At 39.6% G+C, this 17,814-nt stretch carries 12 protein-coding genes; 10 read left to right on the forward strand and 2 right to left on the reverse strand.

Annotation, left to right across the window (positions count from 1 at the left end; translation table 11 throughout):
• Window positions 1-27 precede the first annotated feature (27 nt).
• The 5 genes from HYG79_RS00785 (at window position 28) to HYG79_RS00805 (ending at window position 5,157) form a co-directional block, all read left to right on the forward strand.
• Window positions 28-1,737, forward strand: a complete 1,710-nt coding sequence (locus tag HYG79_RS00785) for a phospho-sugar mutase (protein WP_179240277.1) — start codon at window positions 28-30, stop codon at window positions 1,735-1,737.
• The gene (locus tag HYG79_RS00790; protein WP_179240278.1) at window positions 1,737-3,566 is read left to right on the forward strand and encodes an ABC transporter ATP-binding protein; all 1,830 of its coding nucleotides are present in this window, start codon (window positions 1,737-1,739) and stop codon (window positions 3,564-3,566) included. The genes HYG79_RS00785 and HYG79_RS00790 overlap by 1 nt, the downstream gene beginning before the upstream one ends.
• A 75-nt stretch (window positions 3,567-3,641) precedes the next feature.
• The gene (locus HYG79_RS00795; protein ID WP_179240279.1) at window positions 3,642-4,184 is read left to right on the forward strand and encodes an RNA polymerase sigma factor; all 543 of its coding nucleotides are present in this window, start codon (window positions 3,642-3,644) and stop codon (window positions 4,182-4,184) included.
• A gap of 33 nt (window positions 4,185-4,217) precedes the next feature.
• Window positions 4,218-4,727 carry a hypothetical protein gene (locus HYG79_RS00800; RefSeq protein WP_179240280.1) on the forward strand — a complete coding sequence of 170 codons (510 nt, stop codon included), beginning with the start codon at window positions 4,218-4,220 and terminating at the stop codon, window positions 4,725-4,727.
• Entirely contained in the window at window positions 4,720-5,157 is a 438-nt protein-coding gene (locus HYG79_RS00805) for a hypothetical protein (RefSeq protein ID WP_179240281.1), read from the forward strand. Before HYG79_RS00800 ends, HYG79_RS00805 begins: the two co-directional genes overlap by 8 nt.
• A gap of 17 nt (window positions 5,158-5,174) precedes the next feature.
• On the opposite strand, the gene HYG79_RS00810 is transcribed toward HYG79_RS00805, so the two are convergent.
• On the reverse strand, window positions 5,175-6,203 hold the full coding sequence (locus HYG79_RS00810) for a WD40/YVTN/BNR-like repeat-containing protein (protein ID WP_179240282.1): 1,029 nt from the start codon (window positions 6,201-6,203) through the stop codon (window positions 5,175-5,177).
• A gap of 81 nt (window positions 6,204-6,284) precedes the next feature.
• Here HYG79_RS00810 and HYG79_RS00815 point away from each other — a divergent pair, with 81 nt between their 5' ends.
• The 4 genes from HYG79_RS00815 (at window position 6,285) to HYG79_RS00830 (ending at window position 14,358) form a co-directional block, all read left to right on the forward strand.
• Entirely contained in the window at window positions 6,285-7,499 is a 1,215-nt protein-coding gene (locus tag HYG79_RS00815) for an RsmB/NOP family class I SAM-dependent RNA methyltransferase (protein WP_179240283.1), read from the forward strand.
• Window positions 7,500-7,606: 107 nt separating this feature from the next.
• Window positions 7,607-11,302 carry a phosphoribosylformylglycinamidine synthase gene (gene purL, locus HYG79_RS00820; protein WP_179240284.1) on the forward strand — a complete coding sequence of 1,232 codons (3,696 nt, stop codon included), beginning with the start codon at window positions 7,607-7,609 and terminating at the stop codon, window positions 11,300-11,302.
• A 135-nt stretch (window positions 11,303-11,437) separates the two neighbouring features.
• Window positions 11,438-13,909 carry a TonB-dependent receptor gene (locus HYG79_RS00825; RefSeq protein WP_179240285.1) on the forward strand — a complete coding sequence of 824 codons (2,472 nt, stop codon included), beginning with the start codon at window positions 11,438-11,440 and terminating at the stop codon, window positions 13,907-13,909.
• Window positions 13,906-14,358 (forward strand): GNAT family N-acetyltransferase, encoded by a 453-nt coding sequence (locus HYG79_RS00830; protein ID WP_179240286.1) that lies wholly within the window; start codon window positions 13,906-13,908, stop codon window positions 14,356-14,358. The genes HYG79_RS00825 and HYG79_RS00830 overlap by 4 nt, the downstream gene beginning before the upstream one ends.
• Before the next feature lie 2 nt (window positions 14,359-14,360).
• Here the strand turns inward: HYG79_RS00830 and HYG79_RS00835 are convergent, their stop codons facing one another.
• Complete coding sequence (locus tag HYG79_RS00835; RefSeq protein ID WP_179240287.1) at window positions 14,361-15,476, reverse strand: glycoside hydrolase family 10 protein; 1,116 nt, start codon at window positions 15,474-15,476, stop codon at window positions 14,361-14,363.
• Window positions 15,477-15,706: 230 nt separating this feature from the next.
• On the opposite strand from HYG79_RS00835, the gene HYG79_RS00840 reads away from it, so the two are divergent.
• Window positions 15,707-17,479 carry an AMP-dependent synthetase/ligase gene (locus tag HYG79_RS00840; protein WP_179240288.1) on the forward strand — a complete coding sequence of 591 codons (1,773 nt, stop codon included), beginning with the start codon at window positions 15,707-15,709 and terminating at the stop codon, window positions 17,477-17,479.
• Window positions 17,480-17,814: the final 335 nt, after the last annotated feature.

Genomic DNA, 17,814 nt, shown 5'->3' on the forward strand with positions numbered 1-17,814 from the left:
TTTAATTGATATTTAAAATTATAGTTGATGGATAACATCCTTGATACCGCTAAAAGTTGGCTTACGGATTTTTTTGACCCTGCCGTAAAAAAAGAGATTCAGCATTTGATCAATACCGATACCGAAGAACTCAAAGACCGCTTCTATAAAAACATGGAATTTGGTACCGGTGGCATGCGAGGCATTATGGGCGTTGGTACAAACCGAATAAACAAGTATACTTTGGGAAAAAGCACCCAAGGCCTCAGTAATTATCTGAACAAAGTATATTCGGGAGAAGAAATCAAAGTTGTCATTGCTTTTGATTGTCGCCATAACAGTGACACCTTGGCGAGAACAGTAGCAGAGGTTTTTTCTGCCAATGGCATTCAAGTGTGCTTATTTTCGGAGTTGCGTACCACACCCGAACTATCATTTGCGGTTCGTCACCTAAACTGTCATGCGGGAATTGTTTTAACGGCATCACATAACCCACCGGAATACAATGGGTATAAAGTGTATTGGACCGATGGCGGACAGATAGTACCGCCGCAAGATGGGGAGATTATCACTGAAATAAATTCGCTTTCCTTTGAGGATATAAAATTTAACGCCAATGTAGATTTGATTAAAGTAATCGATAAAGAAGTTGATGAGGCCTTTATCGAAGCATCGGTAGCGAACGGTAATTTTGGTGCCGATGGCAAGGACAACTTCAAAATTGTTTTTACTTCGCTACACGGCACATCTATAACCGCCATTCCGGAAGTATTACGGCGTGCCGGATATAAAAACGTAACCGTAATTGGGGAACAGGCCACACCGGACGGAAATTTCCCCACCGTACAATCACCCAACCCCGAAGAGCCCGAGGCATTATCAATGGCCATTAAAAAGGCTGAAGAAACGGGTGCCGATATGGTCGTAGGTACGGATCCCGATAGCGATCGTCTAGGTATAGCAGTACGTAACCTTGAAGGAAAGATGGAAATCGTAAACGGTAACCAAGCCATGGTGCTCATGACCAAGTTTTTATTGGAAAAACAAAAGCAAAAGGGATTCAGCGGCAATGAGTTCATAGCGACCACAATTGTCTCCACGCCTATGATGGAAGCCATGGCCAAAGCATATGCGGTAGAATTCAAGACCGCCCTTACCGGCTTTAAATGGATAGGTAAAATGATAAAGGATTTTCCCGATTCGCAGTTCATAGGTGGCGGTGAGGAAAGCTTTGGTTATATGGTAGGTGATTTTGTTCGTGACAAAGATGCCGTCACTTCAACATTGCTTGCTTGTGAAATAGCCGCACAGGCGAAAGCCAACGGAAGCTCTTTCTACAAAGATTTAATAGATTGTTATGTTGAATACGGTTTTTACAAAGAATATTTGGTGTCCATAACCAAAAAGGGAATGAGCGGTGCGGAAGAAATCAAACAAATGCTCAAAGATTTTAAAGATAATCCCGTGGCCTCGGTGGGTGGCTCTAAAGTAAAATGGATCGAGGACTACAATACATCTATTGCGAAGAATGTATTGACAGGCGAGGAAAAATCCATTGATATCCCAAAATCCAATGTGTTGATATATGAAACCGAAGACGGTACACGTATTGCCGCAAGGCCCAGTGGCACTGAGCCCAAAGTGAAGTTTTATATCAGCACGAACACTACTTTAAATAAAGCTGAAAATTACGATCAGGTATCCACTCAACTAGATGCAAAAATCAAAAGCATCCTCAGCGAGCTTAATTTGGATTAATGAACTATTTCAAGAAGATTATCCGTTTTGCAAGACCTTACAAGGCATTTGCAATACTAAATATTATTGCCAATATATGTTATGCGCTTTTTGCGACATTGGCAATGATATCATTGTTCCCCATGCTTTCCGTTTTGTTCAAACAAACAGAACCTGTTTACAAAGAGCCTATTTGGAAAGGTATTTCTGAAGGAAAAGAGTATTTAATGGAATATCTGAACTTTTTTGTAACCCAAAAAACAGAAGATGGTTCCTATGACGACGCACTTTTTTTTATGGTCATCCTTGTTATTTCCATGTTTTTTTTGAAAAACCTGTTCAGCTATTTGGCCATGTACTTTATCACGTTCCTGAGGAACGGGGTATTGAAGGACTTAAGAAATGAGCTCTATGAAAAAACGGTAGAGCTGCCGATATCCTACTACTCGGAAAAAAGAAAGGGAGATACCATTGCCAGAATAACATCCGACGTGCTTGAAATACAACATTCATTTTTATCGATTTTAGAACTTATCATCAGGGAGCCGCTCACAATCGTCTTTACCATAATAGCCATGCTTTCCATAAGTCCTAAACTTACGCTGTTCGTGTTTTTGTTTTTGCCCATATCCGGATTTTTAATATCTCTCATAGGAAAATCGCTCAAACGCAAATCAGACAAAGTTCAAAAAGAGCAAGGGTATTTTTTATCAATTTTAGAAGAAACACTAGGTGGTTTACGGGTAATTAAGGCGTTTAATGCAGAATCAAGGTTTTCCAATACCTTCCAAAAATCCACAAAACGATTTTATAATTTTTCCAACAGTCTGCTGAACCGACAAAACTTGGCCTCGCCCACCAGTGAGTTTTTTGGAATAGCCGCTATTGGGGTGATTCTCTGGTACGGTGGCAACATGGTTCTTGTTGAAAAAACATTAAAGCCAGAGCTTTTTATCGCCTACATGGGTTTGGCCTATAATATTCTGACCCCTGCAAAAGCCATCAGCAAAGCTTCATATGGTGTTAAAAAAGGGAATGCAGCCGCTGAGCGGGTTCTTGAAATCCTGGAAACCGAGAATCCCATTTCAGAGATTGAAAACGCTGTTGAGAAAACAACGTTTGACAAGAGTGTCTCTTTGGAAAAAATTTCGTTTAAATACGAGGATGAATACGTACTCAAAGACTTTAATTTACAAGTACCCAAAGGCAGTACCGTTGCCTTGGTGGGCCAATCCGGTAGTGGAAAAAGCACCATTGCCAATTTGGTTACCCGTTTTTACGATGTGAACATGGGTACCATAAAAATAGATGGTATCAACATAAAAGACCTGACCAAAAAGTCACTGCGTGGCCTTATGGGATTGGTAACCCAAGATTCGATCTTGTTCAACGATACCGTTAAAAACAACATTGGGCTGGGAAAAGAAAATGCAACGGATGATGAAATTGTCGAAGCAGCTAAAATAGCCAATGCCCATGATTTTATTATGCAATTACCCGATGGTTACGATACGAATATTGGCGATAGCGGCAATAAGTTGAGTGGTGGTCAAAAGCAGCGACTATCGATTGCACGTGCAGTTTTAAAAAATCCGCCCATCATGATTTTAGATGAAGCCACCTCTGCCTTGGATACCGAAAGCGAACGTTTGGTACAGGACGCATTGGAAAAAATGATGCGAAACAGAACCTCAATCGTTATTGCGCACCGACTTTCGACCATACAAAATGCGGACAATATCGTTGTGCTACAAAAAGGTGAAATCGTTGAGCAAGGATCTCATACCAAACTGCTTTCGAAAAACGGCACCTATAAAAAATTGGTCGAAATGCAGTCTTTGGGCGCTTAAAGGCCCATAAACCTTATCACATTAAACCTTTTTGTAATTTAATGGTCTTAATGTTAAATCAAACAATAAATAGGATTGTTTTCAGAGGAAACCCTCATTCAAGAATTAAAGTCCAAGGATACCCAAGCAAAGGCTTTTGAAGTGCTTGTAAACACTTATAAAGAACGTTTGTACTGGCATATCCGCAGGATTGTTTTGAACCATAACGACACCGATGATATATTGCAAAACACGTTTATAAAAATATATAAGAACATCAATAGCTTCAAGGGCGAGAGCAGGCTTTTCTCATGGATGTATCGCATTGCGACCAACGAATCCCTGAGTTTTTTAAAACAAAAATCCAAAAAACTTGGGGTGAGCCATATAGATCATCAAGAGCGAATGGTAAACAACCTACAGGCCGATGTCTACTTTGAAGGCGATACCATCCAATTAGAACTTCAAAAAGCGATAGCAACGCTTCCCGAAAAACAGAAATTGGTTTTCAACATGAAATACTATCAAGAATTGAAATATGAAGAAATATCCGAGATTTTGGAAACTTCGGTCGGTGGTTTAAAAGCTTCCTATCATTTAGCAGTAAAAAAAATAGAGGGATATTTAAAAGAAAACTAAACTATTTGAACCATTGATGGTCAAAGTACTGGAATGAATAATATCGATAAAAAAAATCCGTTCAAAACACCTAAAGGCTATTTTGATAGTTTTCAGGCCCGTTTGATGGATAAATTAGTCCAAGAGGAACCAAACGTTCCAAAAAATGACGGATTTCAAGTTCCCGAGGGTTATTTTGAAAATCTAGGGAACGACATAGGCCAAAAGTTGAAGAACGAAACCAAGGTTGTTCAACTACATCCCTTCAAAAAATACTATATCGCAATAGCATCCATAGCGGCAATGATGCTTCTTGTATTGGGATTGAACATGAATACCGATAAAAACATTGCATTTACAGATTTGGCCGATTCGGATATCGAAGCGTATTTTGACACCCATGAACTTGATCTGTCTCCCTACGAAATCGCAGAAATGATTCCTGTAGATGAGTTAGAGGTAAGCGATATTATCCAAAACCAAATTCAAGAGAATCATATTTTAGAATATTTGAACGAAAATATTGATGATTTTGAAGAACTTAATATGATTGAAAATGAGTAAGTTGTTTTTATACCTGTTTTTATTGACCACAACCCTATCTTTTGCCCAAAATAGGCCCAATAGGGAAAAAATAAAATCCCTTAAAGTAGCCTTTATTACTGAACGTTTGGATTTGGGCAGCAAGGAGGCCCAAGCCTTTTGGCCCGTTTACAATACGCATGAGGAGAAAATGGATGCGTTTCGTAAAACAGAAAGAATGGAAATACGTTCCAAGTTAAAGAATCTGGATAGCATAACGGAAAGAGAAGCAAAAGATCTTGTCGAGAAATTCAACCAGCTTCAGGAAAACAAGCACAAAGAGCAAAAATCCTTTATCAATACAATGCAAGGCATTATTTCTGCAAAGAAAACCATTCTTCTTATGAAAACAGAAGAGGACTTTAAAAGAAGGTTGATCAAACAATATCGAAAAAATAAGGGAGGAAACTGATTTTACAATGAATGCACCTATGGCTTAAAAGTCAATTTAGCGATTCTATTTTTTCCCGCAGCATACGCAACGGAGTCGTTTTGAAATCGAATTGTATAAAACGGTTCGTTGGAAAGCTCTTGCCATGTGTACCCCATATTGCTGGAATACACGATTCCAGTAAAACCAACAGCGACTATGCCTTTAGCATTGGAATTGGGCACAAACCGAATGCAGCTTTTATAACCTGGCGCTTTGCCATTGGCCAATAATCGCCATGTTTTACCGCCATCTTTGGTAATTGCCTTATTGGCGATAGTGTTCTCAGGTTTGGTGTAATCCCCACCTATGACTACACCTATCTTATCGTTATAAAAATCAATGGAGTAAATCCCTTGGGTGGGCTCTTCGGTTTGAATCGGCGTATCAAAAGCCTTCCAGGTTTTTCCCTTATCCTTGGAGTACAGCGTTCGCTGTGTAGTTCCTATCCAAGTGTTATTCCCAATCGTTTTGATATTTGTGTTACTGGCCGCAAAGGCACCTTCCCCCTGTATACCTTCAGGCAATCTGGAGCAAGGTAATTTGGCCCATGTGCTGCCTCCGTCACGTGTTATGATGATACTCATACAACCGTTCATACTGTCGCCAACGGCTATACCTTCTCTATCGTTCCAAAAAGTCATCGCATCGTAAAAAACCGCATCGCTCTCCTCCATATATACCAATTTCATTGTACCGCTCTCGCCTGTTTTGTATAACAATGCGGGATTGGCCACAGAGAGCATAAAAAAATCTGTAGGTGTATGTGCTATAGCCCTAAATTCAGGAATACTGGTATGGTATTTTTCAATATTGGCCCTGACCTTTCCGGTTTTTAAATCGATAGTGCCAAATGTTCCCTTATTCGCTGCAAAAGCAAGGCTGTTACCCATAATTTCAATGGCGCGAATACTCAATGAGTCTTGATAAAGTACATCAATGTCAACCGACGCAAATGGCTTTTTTTCGATGGCAGGGCTACAGGAAACCATTAAACTCAAAATCATTATAACAGTGAAGTATCGCATAGGTACAAATTTTCCCAAAAATAAACGGAATCACTTCTAAAACAATACCTTTGCACCCTTAATTTTAGGAGCATTATATATATGAAACTGCACAGAAATTTGGTTTTTGCCGTTATAGACGCACTCAATTTGATATTTAATGAAGGGGAGTATGCCGACAAGGTCGTTCAAAAAGTATTAAAGTTCGATAAAAGATGGGGCTCACGAGATCGAGGCTTTATTGCCGAAACCACCTATGAAATGGTACGATACAAAAGATTATATACCGAAATAGCAGAAGTTAAAGCCCCATACAGCAGACCCGACCTATTTCGAATGTGGGCGGTTTGGGCCGTTTTAAAAGGAATAACATTGCCCGATTGGAAACAACTGGAACCCACTCCCGAAAGACGTATCAAGGGGAAATTTGATGAACTTTCAAAAATAAGAAAGTTTAGGGAAGCCGTACCGGACTGGATAGATGAGCTCTGCGAAAAGTCGTTAGGCGCTAAGCTATGGACTGCCGAAATCGCAAAGCTTAACGAGCCGGCAGAGGTCATTCTTCGCACCAACACTTTAAAGATCACCAAAGAAAAACTACGAAGGGTATTACTGGATGAAGGTATTGTTGTAGAACCCATTAAAGGATATCCTTTGGCTTTGAGTCTACCGGAAAGGGCGAACGTTTTTGTAACGGAGTCCTTCAAAAAAGGCTTTTTTGAGGTACAGGATGCCTCGTCCCAATTAGTCGCAGCATTTTTAGACGTAGAACCAGGGCAAAGAGTGGTGGATACTTGTGCCGGAGCGGGAGGAAAATCGCTTCATATGGCGGCTCTCATGGAAAATAAGGGGCAATTGATCGCTTTGGACATTTACAACAGTAAATTAAAAGAGCTGAAAAGACGTGCAAGAAGAAATGGCGCACACAATATTGAGCCTAGGGAAATCAGTTCTACAAAAGTGTTCAAAAAACTGTACGGCACAGCAGACAGGGTTTTGATAGACGCCCCTTGCACCGGACTAGGTGTTATTCGAAGAAATCCGGACACCAAATGGAAAATGCAGCCAGATTTTCTTGAAAGAATTACCAAGACCCAAAAAGAAATCATACGCAACTACAGTAAAATCGTAAAACCAGGTGGTAAAATGGTCTATGCTACCTGCTCTATTCTTCCCCAGGAGAACAACGATCAGGTAAAGTCCTTTTTATCATCTGATGAGGGAAAAGAGTTCACCTTGGTAAAAGAAAATAAAATCTATGCTTCAAAAAGTGGGTTTGATGGATTTTACATGGCCTTGTTAGAGAAAGTGAAGTAATCAACGATCTGTTAATTTTTAAACATAATAATTCATCGGCCCTATTTAAAAAAAGGCATTAATAAACTAAATTTGTGCTTTATTAAACCTAACAATCCACTGGGGCAATGATTTACTTTTTTGGAGACGTAAACACCAAAGTTTTTGCAGTACAAACAGACCAAGATCTTTCTGCAGAAGATACAGACAAGCTCACATGGCTTTTCGGCAACCAACCTAAAATACAAGCGGCGTCTCTAGACGCCATTTTTGTTGGGCCACGTTCGGCAATGATAACCCCATGGAGTACCAATGCTACAGAAATTACCCAAAACATGGGGATAAGAGGGATTATTCGTATCGAGGAGTTTCATGCATCACAAAGAGAGCCTAGCGATTTTGACCCTATGCTTTTCCAAAAATTCAACGGGTTGCAGCAAGGTATTTTTGACGTTGATATTACTCCGGAAGCCATCTTAAATATTGACGATATAGCATCCTATAATCAACAGGAAGGTTTGGCCCTTAGTGATGAAGAGGCAGACTATTTGCAGGGGTTGTCCAAAAAAATGGGGAGAAAACTTACCGATTCCGAAGTGTTTGGCTTTAGTCAGGTAAACTCTGAGCATTGCCGCCATAAAATCTTTAACGGCACTTTTGTGATCGATGGCAAAGAAATGCCATCATCCCTTTTTAAGCTTATCAAAAAAACTTCCCAGGAAAACCCGAACGATATTGTTTCGGCATATAAGGACAATGTCGCCTTTATAAAAGGCCCCAAAGTAATACAGTTTGCCCCAAAAAGTGCCGATAAACCCGACTTTTACACAGAAAAGGAATTTGAATCGGTTATTTCCTTGAAAGCGGAAACACATAATTTTCCGACAACAGTAGAACCCTTTAACGGTGCCGCCACGGGTTCAGGGGGCGAAATACGCGATAGGCTCGCCGGTGGAAAAGGCTCATTGCCCTTGGCAGGTACAGCTGTCTACATGACCGCTTTATCAAGACTGGAAAAGGATAGGCCTTGGGAACAAGGTATGAAAGAACGGCCATGGTTATATCAAACGCCAATGGATATTCTTATAAAAGCATCCAACGGGGCATCGGACTTTGGGAACAAATTCGGGCAACCTTTGATTTGCGGCTCTGTGCTGACCTTTGAGCACCAAGAAAAAATCGCACCGGGCAAAGCCGAGATACCTAGGCGACTAGGTTATGACAAAGTTATTATGCAAGCGGGGGGTATTGGCTATGCTAAAGCGGAACAAGCTTTAAAGGACCAACCCAAAAAAGGCGATAAAATCGTCATCTTAGGGGGTGATAATTACCGTATCGGCATGGGTGGCGCAGCTGTTTCCAGTGCCGATACGGGAGAATTCAGTGCAGCAATCGAATTGAATGCCGTACAGCGTTCAAATCCTGAAATGCAGAAAAGAGCCGCTAACGCCATTCGTGGTATGGTAGAAAGTGATAAGAATCCCATTGTGTCCATTCATGACCATGGTGCTGGCGGACATCTCAACTGTCTCTCGGAATTGGTAGAAGAAACCGGTGGCAAAATAGATTTGGACAAACTACCCGTAGGCGACCCCACGCTCTCCGCCAAGGAAATTATAGGAAACGAATCACAGGAACGTATGGGCTTGGTCATTGGAAAAGACGAGGCTGAACTGTTGGGCAGAATTGCTAAACGGGAACGTTCCCCTATATATGAAGTAGGCGATGTTACCGATGACGACCGTTTTACCTTTGAATCTAAGACCACTGGAGAGAAACCAATGGATGTAAATCTATCGGACATATTTGGCAGCTCCCCAAAAACCATGTTGAACGATAACACGGTCAAAAGAAGCTATGCCGAGGCTGAATATTCGTTGGAATTCTTTCATGATTATCTGGAGCAGGTTTTGCAATTGGAAGCTGTAGCCTGCAAAGATTGGTTGACGAACAAAGTCGATAGATGTGTAGGTGGCCGGGTAGCCAAACAACAATGTGCCGGGCCCTTACAGTTGCCTTTGAACAATATAGGCGTAATGGCACTCGATTTTAAAGGAAAAGAAGGGGTTGCCACCAGTATTGGCCATTCCCCCATTTCAGGCCTTATTGACCCCTCCGCTGGAAGTAAAAACAGTATCGCCGAAGCCTTGACCAACATTGTCTGGGCACCGCTAAAAAACGGTTTGAAATCGGTTTCCCTTTCCGCCAACTGGATGTGGCCCTGTAAGAACGAAGGAGAAGATGCCAGACTCTACGAAGCGGTTCAAGCAGTTTCAGATTTTTCAATTGCACTTGGCGTTAACGTGCCAACGGGAAAGGATTCCCTTTCCATGAAACAAAAATACAAAGATGGTGATGTAATATCACCAGGAACAGTGGTAATCTCCGCTGCCGCAAATTGTAATGATATCACCCAAGTGGTTGAACCTGTATTGCAGAAAGACGGGGGAAACATCTATTACATCAACCTTTCCAAAGACAATTATAAACTCGGAGGTTCTTCATTTGCCCAAATTAGAAATGCCATTGGTAGTGAAGCCCCAACTATAAAAGATGAAACGTACTTTGAATCTGTTTTCAATTCAATTCAAACTTTGATAAAAAAAGGGCAAATCATTGCAGGACATGATATAGCCTCAGGAGGGCTAATTACAACTTTATTGGAACTTTGTTTTGCCGATGTAGATTTAGGAGCGGAACTGGACCTCTCTAGTTTGGGCGAATCTGACACGATCAAACTCTTGTTTTCCGAGAACGCGGGCATTGTTTTTCAGGCGAAAGATGCATCCATAGAGCAAATACTAATAGCCGCGAATATCGATTTCAAAAAAATAGGAAAAGTTACATCCGTGGCGGAATTGACTATCAAGAACGGCGGTATGGAAATGGGCTTGAATATTTCTTCGCTACGAGATACTTGGTTCAAGACTTCATACTTGTTGGACAATAAGCAAACTGCAAATGGGTTGGCAAAAGTCCGATTCGATAATTACAAGGAGCAGGGGTTGCGATATGAATTCCCAAGTCAATTTACAGGAAAACTGCCTGTCGCTTCGAGCGGAGTCGAGAAGCCAAAAGCAGCTATTCTCCGTGAAAAAGGCAGTAATTCCGAACGTGAAATGGCCAATGCTATGTATTTGGCAGGGTTTGATGTTAAAGACGTTCATATGACGGATCTAATTTCGGGGCGTGAAACCTTGGAGGACATTCAGTTTTTGGGTGCCGTTGGCGGATTCTCCAACTCCGATGTACTTGGAAGCGCCAAAGGCTGGGCAGGAGCCATAAAATACAATGAAAAGGCGAATAAGGCCATTATGGACTTTTTTGCAAGACCCGACACGCTTTCCGTTGGAATTTGCAATGGTTGCCAATTGTTCATGGAATTGGACCTTCTTAATCCCGAACACGAAACGCATGGAAAGATGACGTACAATGATTCCGGTAAGCATGAAAGTAATTTTACTTCGGTCAAAATTCAGAAAAACAACTCTGTGATGCTCTCATCTTTAGAAGGAAGCACCTTAGGCGTTTGGATATCCCATGGCGAGGGCAAGTTCAGTCTCCCCCACTCTGAAGACAAATATAACATCGTTGCAAAATATGGGTATGAAAACTATCCCGCCAATCCCAACGGTAGTGATTTTAACACCGCTATGCTCTGTGATAAAACTGGCCGCCACTTAGTGACCATGCCACATATGGAGCGTTCTATTTTTCCTTGGAATTGGGCACACTACCCAAAAGACAATCAAAGCGATAAAGTTTCGCCTTGGCTACAAGCCTTTGTTAATGCCAAGGAGTGGGTGGAAACAAAAAAGGGGTAATATATTCAAAATACGAAATATCGTATTTCCAACAAAACTGAGGTTAGGTAATTTCTTGATTCTGTGGTATCTTTATAAAAGATGGTCAACTACAATGAAAACAAAACTTACAGGTCAATAAAACCAATACTACTTTTGTTTTTATTATTCTCAGTATATGTAAATTCTCAGAAGACAAACCATACAATACATACCGAGAAAATATACCTTCATATCAACAAAACCTTTTTCACTGCCGGAGAAGATATTTGGTTTAAAATATATTTGGTAAATGGCATTACCAATAGGCCGCTAACGCCCAGTCAAATAGTTTATGTTGAACTCATTGGTCCAAATTTTAAAATATTGGAGAAAAAAACTTTTAAGAGTGTTGAAAGTAACGATCATGGCAATTTCAAAATACCTGTTCGTGCAAAAAAAGGTGTATACACTTTACGTGCCTATACCAACTACATGAGAAATTTTGATGATAGTATTTTTTTTAGAAAAAATGTTTTCGTGAATACCAGCAATACGTTAAAAAACAAGTATAAAAATAATTCAAAGCCCGATACTGTTGATGTTACTATAAACAAAAATATATCTACTTCAAATAAACAAAACATCGATATTCAGTTTTTCCCCGAAGGAGGGCATATGGTCAACGGTTTTTTAAATCATGTTGCCTTCAAAGCCATAGATTCTAATGGAAAAGGAATACCGGTCTCTGGGGAAATTATAGATGAAACTGGCACAAAAATTATTGAGTTTAATACCTCATATCTAGGCATGGGGAAGTTCTATTTTATTCCAAAAAGCGGAAAAACCTACTGGGCCACTATTTCAGATATAGATTTGGGAAAATCTTTTTTTCTGCCCAAGGCCCTTAATAATGGTATTCTCATGACCCTTGTAGATGATAGGGAAAATTACAGATTAGATATCAGGTCATCTTTGAAAAGGGAAATCAACAACTTTAAAATAATCGGTAAACAAAAACAGAATATAATTTTTGAGACCAAAATCAATACAGACAAAAAAAGCTCTTCAGCCATTGTAAGAATAACGAAAGATATATTCAAAGAAGGTATTGTACAGCTAACCCTTATGGATAATCAAAATAAACCCTTAGCTGAACGACTTTTATTTCATGACAATGGGAATAAAAACACCCAATCTATTGTTTCAGCATCTGAAAATAAAAATGTGTCGAGAAATCTGATCAATTTGGAAATCGATATGAAACCATATTATGATACAGACGAAACTGTGAATATGTCGTTAGCAGTGGTTGACAAAGCCGTAACCGCCCCACAATACAGTACAGATATAAAAACCTTTTTATTATTGAATTCACAATTGCGTGGCAAAATTGAACAACCAGGTTATTACTTTTATTCAAACGGTTCCGACCGAAAGCAACACCTAGATTTATTAATGATGACACAAGGTTGGCGCCAATACCTTGTTGATAAGTATGAAGTGAAAACCAAACCCGCTGTTACATTTTTACCCGAAAACGACATAAGCATTAAGGGCAAAGTCAAATATCAATACCATTCCAACAAACAGATTAATGCAGAAGTATCTTTATTCTATAAAAATAAAGAGGAAATGGGGCAAGACAAAATCAAAACAGATACACTAGGTAATTTTGTTTTTAGCAATCTTACTTTTACCGATACAACAACGGTTTTACTTACTGCCGCACAATATGGTCAAAGTGCACCAAAGAAAAAAAATGAAAAGGATTTTAGTTATGTTATTGAATTAGATTCATTGGAGTCTCCTAAAATTAGAAGTGAGATGCATAACCAAATCATAAGAAAGAAGTTTGTTTTTGACGATTTTACATCACTACTGGAAAGAGCCGAAAACAACAGTAACAAATTCTTTTATTCTAACAATATCATACAACTGAAAGAATATACAGGCAATGCCCAAAAGAATAAAAAAAAGACCAAATATGAACTTAAAAGAAGGTTTGCATTATATAATGTGCCTTCCCATACTGTTGATTTTGAAGAGTTGAGGAGAGACTTTCCAAATATTGATCCAATACTAGCATTGCAAGGAAGAATACCCGGCTTGTCAATTCGAGGAAACGGTGCTTTTCTGAGAGGTTCGGGTTCATTGTCGGGTAGTACAAATAACAAAGTATTACTGCTTTTGAACGGCACACCTATATTTGACGACCCTTTCTTATTGGCTATTGATATTGATTTTATAGATATCATAAAAGGCCCTAGGGCTGCTATTTATGGGTCTAGAGCGGCAAATGGTATAATAGCGATTTACACGAGAGATGGCAGCGAAGAATCTTTTGATGCCAATAATGGTGATAAAAGTAATAGTATACATTTTTCACACCAAGGGCTTAATAAACCAAAAAAATTTTATGAGCCAAAATACGATATCAAAGAGAATACCCTTGATGAACCTGATTATAGAGACACTTTGTGTTGGAGGCCCAATATAACGTTGGATGAAAACGGTATGGCAAAAATATCCTTTTATGCGTCAGATATACCATCAACCTACAAGGTAATTTTAGAAGGTGTTACCTCAAAAGGGAATCCTATAAAAGCAATTACACAATTTGATATAACAGCTCGCAAAGAAAAATGAAGATTCGCCCGGCAACTAGGAATGATATACCTGCCATCGTTGGTTTGATAGCCGATGATAAACTGGGCAAACTACGTGAAGATTATCAAGATCCGTTACCAAAAAAATATTATGACGCTTTTGATAATATAGTTACCGACCCTAACCAAGAGTTAATAGTGCTCGAGACGGCCAAGCGACAAGTTATAGGAACGTTGCAATTATCCTTTATTCAATATTTGACCTACCAAGGCGGTCTACGTGCACAAATTGAAGCGGTACGGGTTCACGAAAGCTATCGCAACCAAGGCATAGGCCAACAATTATTTGAATGGGCGATAAAGGCAGCCAAAGAAAGGAATGCCCATGTTGTACAGCTAACTACCGATAAAAAACGACCGGAAGCCCTCAAATTCTACGAAAAACTTGGTTTTAAAGCCAGCCATGAAGGTATGAAATTGCATATTTAGCTTTATTGGTTTTTTTCATACTCTTTGTAAATGGCCTTTTCAAACGCTTCCCAATGCTCCGTTTGCATGCGTTCGGGAGTAAAAAGGCAAATGCCAGTAGCGCCATTTTCCATTGAAGTCCGTATAGCTGTTTCAATTTCTGAAGGTAATAACCCATGGTTTTCCGGGTCGTTCTCTTTGGTCTTATCTTCGGAGTTGGGGCAAATAAACAATCCACTATAAATTGGTTTTGAGCCGTTTACCGCATTTACCTCTTCTGTAACCATCTCTCCTACCCATTCAGGGCCTTTTACATAAAAATCATTATAGTTCATAGGGTATACCGCATCCAAATCCCATTTATCCCACTCTTGGCGTACAAGTTTTTTTGCAATGGTCGGGCCAGGGAATACCGCAGCGTTTATGACTTTGTCTTTACCATGCACCACTTTTGCCAAACGTGATACCATATTTGTTATCAGGTCATACCGGTACTGTTTCCATTCCTGTATCTGTGAAGCATCATCAACTTCGGTAATATCGATTCCGGTTTTCCCATTGAAATCCGATGTACATGTATCACAATAACAATAATCGTACTCGGGATATTCCTTATCCATTACCAAACCGTATTTATCCCAAAGGCCTTCTGCCAAGATAACATCGGGAAAGCGTATGTAGTCCAAATGTATACCATCTATATGTTCAACTGCGGCTACGTTTCCGTATAAATCAGCCAAAAAATTATAGGTACCTTCTTTGTTCGGGCATAAAAACTTATAATAATCCACATACGCAGGTTTGTCGAAGGCCGATTCCCCATTTCGGTTATGGGCGTATAGGTCTTTGGAAATTTTAGGGTTCTCCCCTTGTACCATCGTAGGTATCCATGCATGAAATTGCATACCTGCTTGTTTTACCAAGGCTCCTACTCTTTTATAAGTTTCGGGATTATGCCCGCCATTGTACATCAATCCATCTATTCCCTTGTCTTTGAAGTCCTTGAACTTGATCAGTAATTCCTCGTCACTATCGTTTCCCGGGCCTCCTGTCCAGGCATAGACCGGAATTTTGGGCCGCTCTTTAGAGCATGACACCAATGTAAATAACGCCAAACAAATCAATATAACTTTCTTCATATTTACCATATTTTCAATATTAACAGTAAAGTAATGAAAATACAAAGGTGATATATCAAAACTTAGCCAAACAGCACTTGCACAATTATAAACAACACCAAATTTTATGTAACGTCAAAATTTATTGATAGAAATTAAAAAATCGACAAATTAATCTTTGTTATTTATGATTACCATTTTAAAATCCCACGTTCTTTCCCTATTTTGCAATATCCATTTAGAAATCTAGTATGCAAAACGTAACCCGACTTTTTGATTTTCCATATTATCAGTTAGAAAAATATAATCTTGATAAAGCTCTTGTAACCAAATATAAGGGAAAGTGGGTTGCAACATCTACCAAGCAATATCTAGATCAGGCCAATGCTTTGAGCAGGGCTCTTTTGCGAATGGGCGTAAAACCCAACGACAAAGTGGCCATCATATCAATGAACAACCGTACCGAATGGAATATCTGCGACATTGGCATCTTACAGATTGGTGCCCAAAACGTGCCTATTTACCCTACCATATCAGAAGATGACTACGAGTATGTTCTGAATCATTCAGAGGCGAAATACTGTTTTGTATCGTGCCAAGAAGTGTTGGATAAGATACTCGCTATTAGTGGTAAATTAAAAAAATTAAAAGATGTATATTCCTTTGATGAGCTAAAGAATTGTCACCATTGGTCAGAAGTGCTGAAAAAAGGGGAAGATACCGGCAACCAAGAAGAGGTTGAACAGCTTAAGGCTAAGGTTACGCCCAAAGACCTGGCCACTCTGATCTACACTTCCGGCACAACGGGAAGACCCAAAGGGGTTATGCTGTCGCATGAAAATTTGGTAAGTAATGCCATAAACAGTGAACCTAGAATTCCTGTTGAAAACGGAAGTGCGGATGCCCTTAGTTTTCTTCCGCTCTGCCATGTATACGAGCGTATGCTCATTTATTTGTATCAATATACCGGAACAAGTATTTACTATGCGGAATCATTGGAGACCATAAGTGATAATTTAAAGGAAGTAGCGCCGCACGTTATGACGGCAGTGCCAAGGCTACTGGAAAAAGTCTATGACAAAATTATTGCCAAAGGCCATGCATTGACAGGTATAAAAAAGAAACTTTTCTTTTGGGCCGTAGAGGTGGGGCTAAAATATGAGCCCTATGGCAAAAACGGCTGGTGGTACGAGCAGAAATTGGCCATTGCACGTAAATTGATATTTAGTAAGTGGAAAGAAGGCCTTGGTGGCAATTTATCCACCATCGCCTCAGGAAGCGCTGCTTTACAACCACGTTTGGCACGCATATTTAATGCAGCTGAATTTGGCCTAATGGAAGGCTACGGACTCACGGAGACTTCTCCCGTGGTTTCCGTTAACGATATGCGTAACGGTGGTTTTAGAATAGGTACGGTTGGTAAGCCAATAGCGGATACCGAAGTCAAAATAGCCGAGGACGGGGAAATCTGTATCAAAGGCCCACAAGTGATGATGGGCTACTACAAAGACCCCGAAAAAACTGCCGAAGTCATCATCAATGGCTATTTTCATACTGGAGACATCGGAGAAATAGATGCAGACGGTTTTCTAAAAATTACCGATCGTAAAAAAGAGATGTTCAAGACATCGGGCGGTAAATATGTTGCCCCACAGTTATTGGAAAACCGATTTAAACAGTCTCGCTTTATCGAGCAACTAATGGTTGTAGGAGAAGGTGAAAAAATGCCCGCGGCATTGATTCAACCGGATTTCGACTATCTTTTTGAATGGGCTAAGGACAACAATATCACCATAAGCGAAAATTCCGATATCATATTGAACGAAAAAGTGTTGCAACAATTTCAAGAAGAAGTTGACCTTGCCAATGAGAATTTTGCCAAATGGGAAAAAGTGAAAGCTTTTAGATTGACTCCAGATATCTGGAGTATCTCCGATGGTCATCTAACGCCAACGATGAAATTGCGCCGCAAAATCATAAAGGAAAAATATATCGGCCTTTATAATGATATCTACCAACATTAATTTTTTAAAAAAATTGTTATCCTGAATAGAATTATAGATTGGTGTTAAAAAATATACTATCTGAAACTGTTCAAATACAAAAAATAATTTTGGCAATAAACTTTCTTGGTCGGGCAACAAAGGCTTTATGTTGGGAAATGTATTTATCATATTATGAGCGATCATGAAAATACTATCACATTTTTGGTACCCATCATTTACCACTTAGCGGTAATCCCATCTATCTTCAGTACAAAAATAGGAGCTGAAATCATAAACAGAGAGCAAATAAACACCTGAACATTTACTTTTCTTTATAATCAAGATTTAAAAAACTTTACATACATTTATTATGC

It is taken from the genome of Costertonia aggregata, assembly GCF_013402795.1.
In the GTDB taxonomy this organism is placed as follows: Bacteria; Bacteroidota; Bacteroidia; order Flavobacteriales; family Flavobacteriaceae; genus Costertonia; species Costertonia aggregata.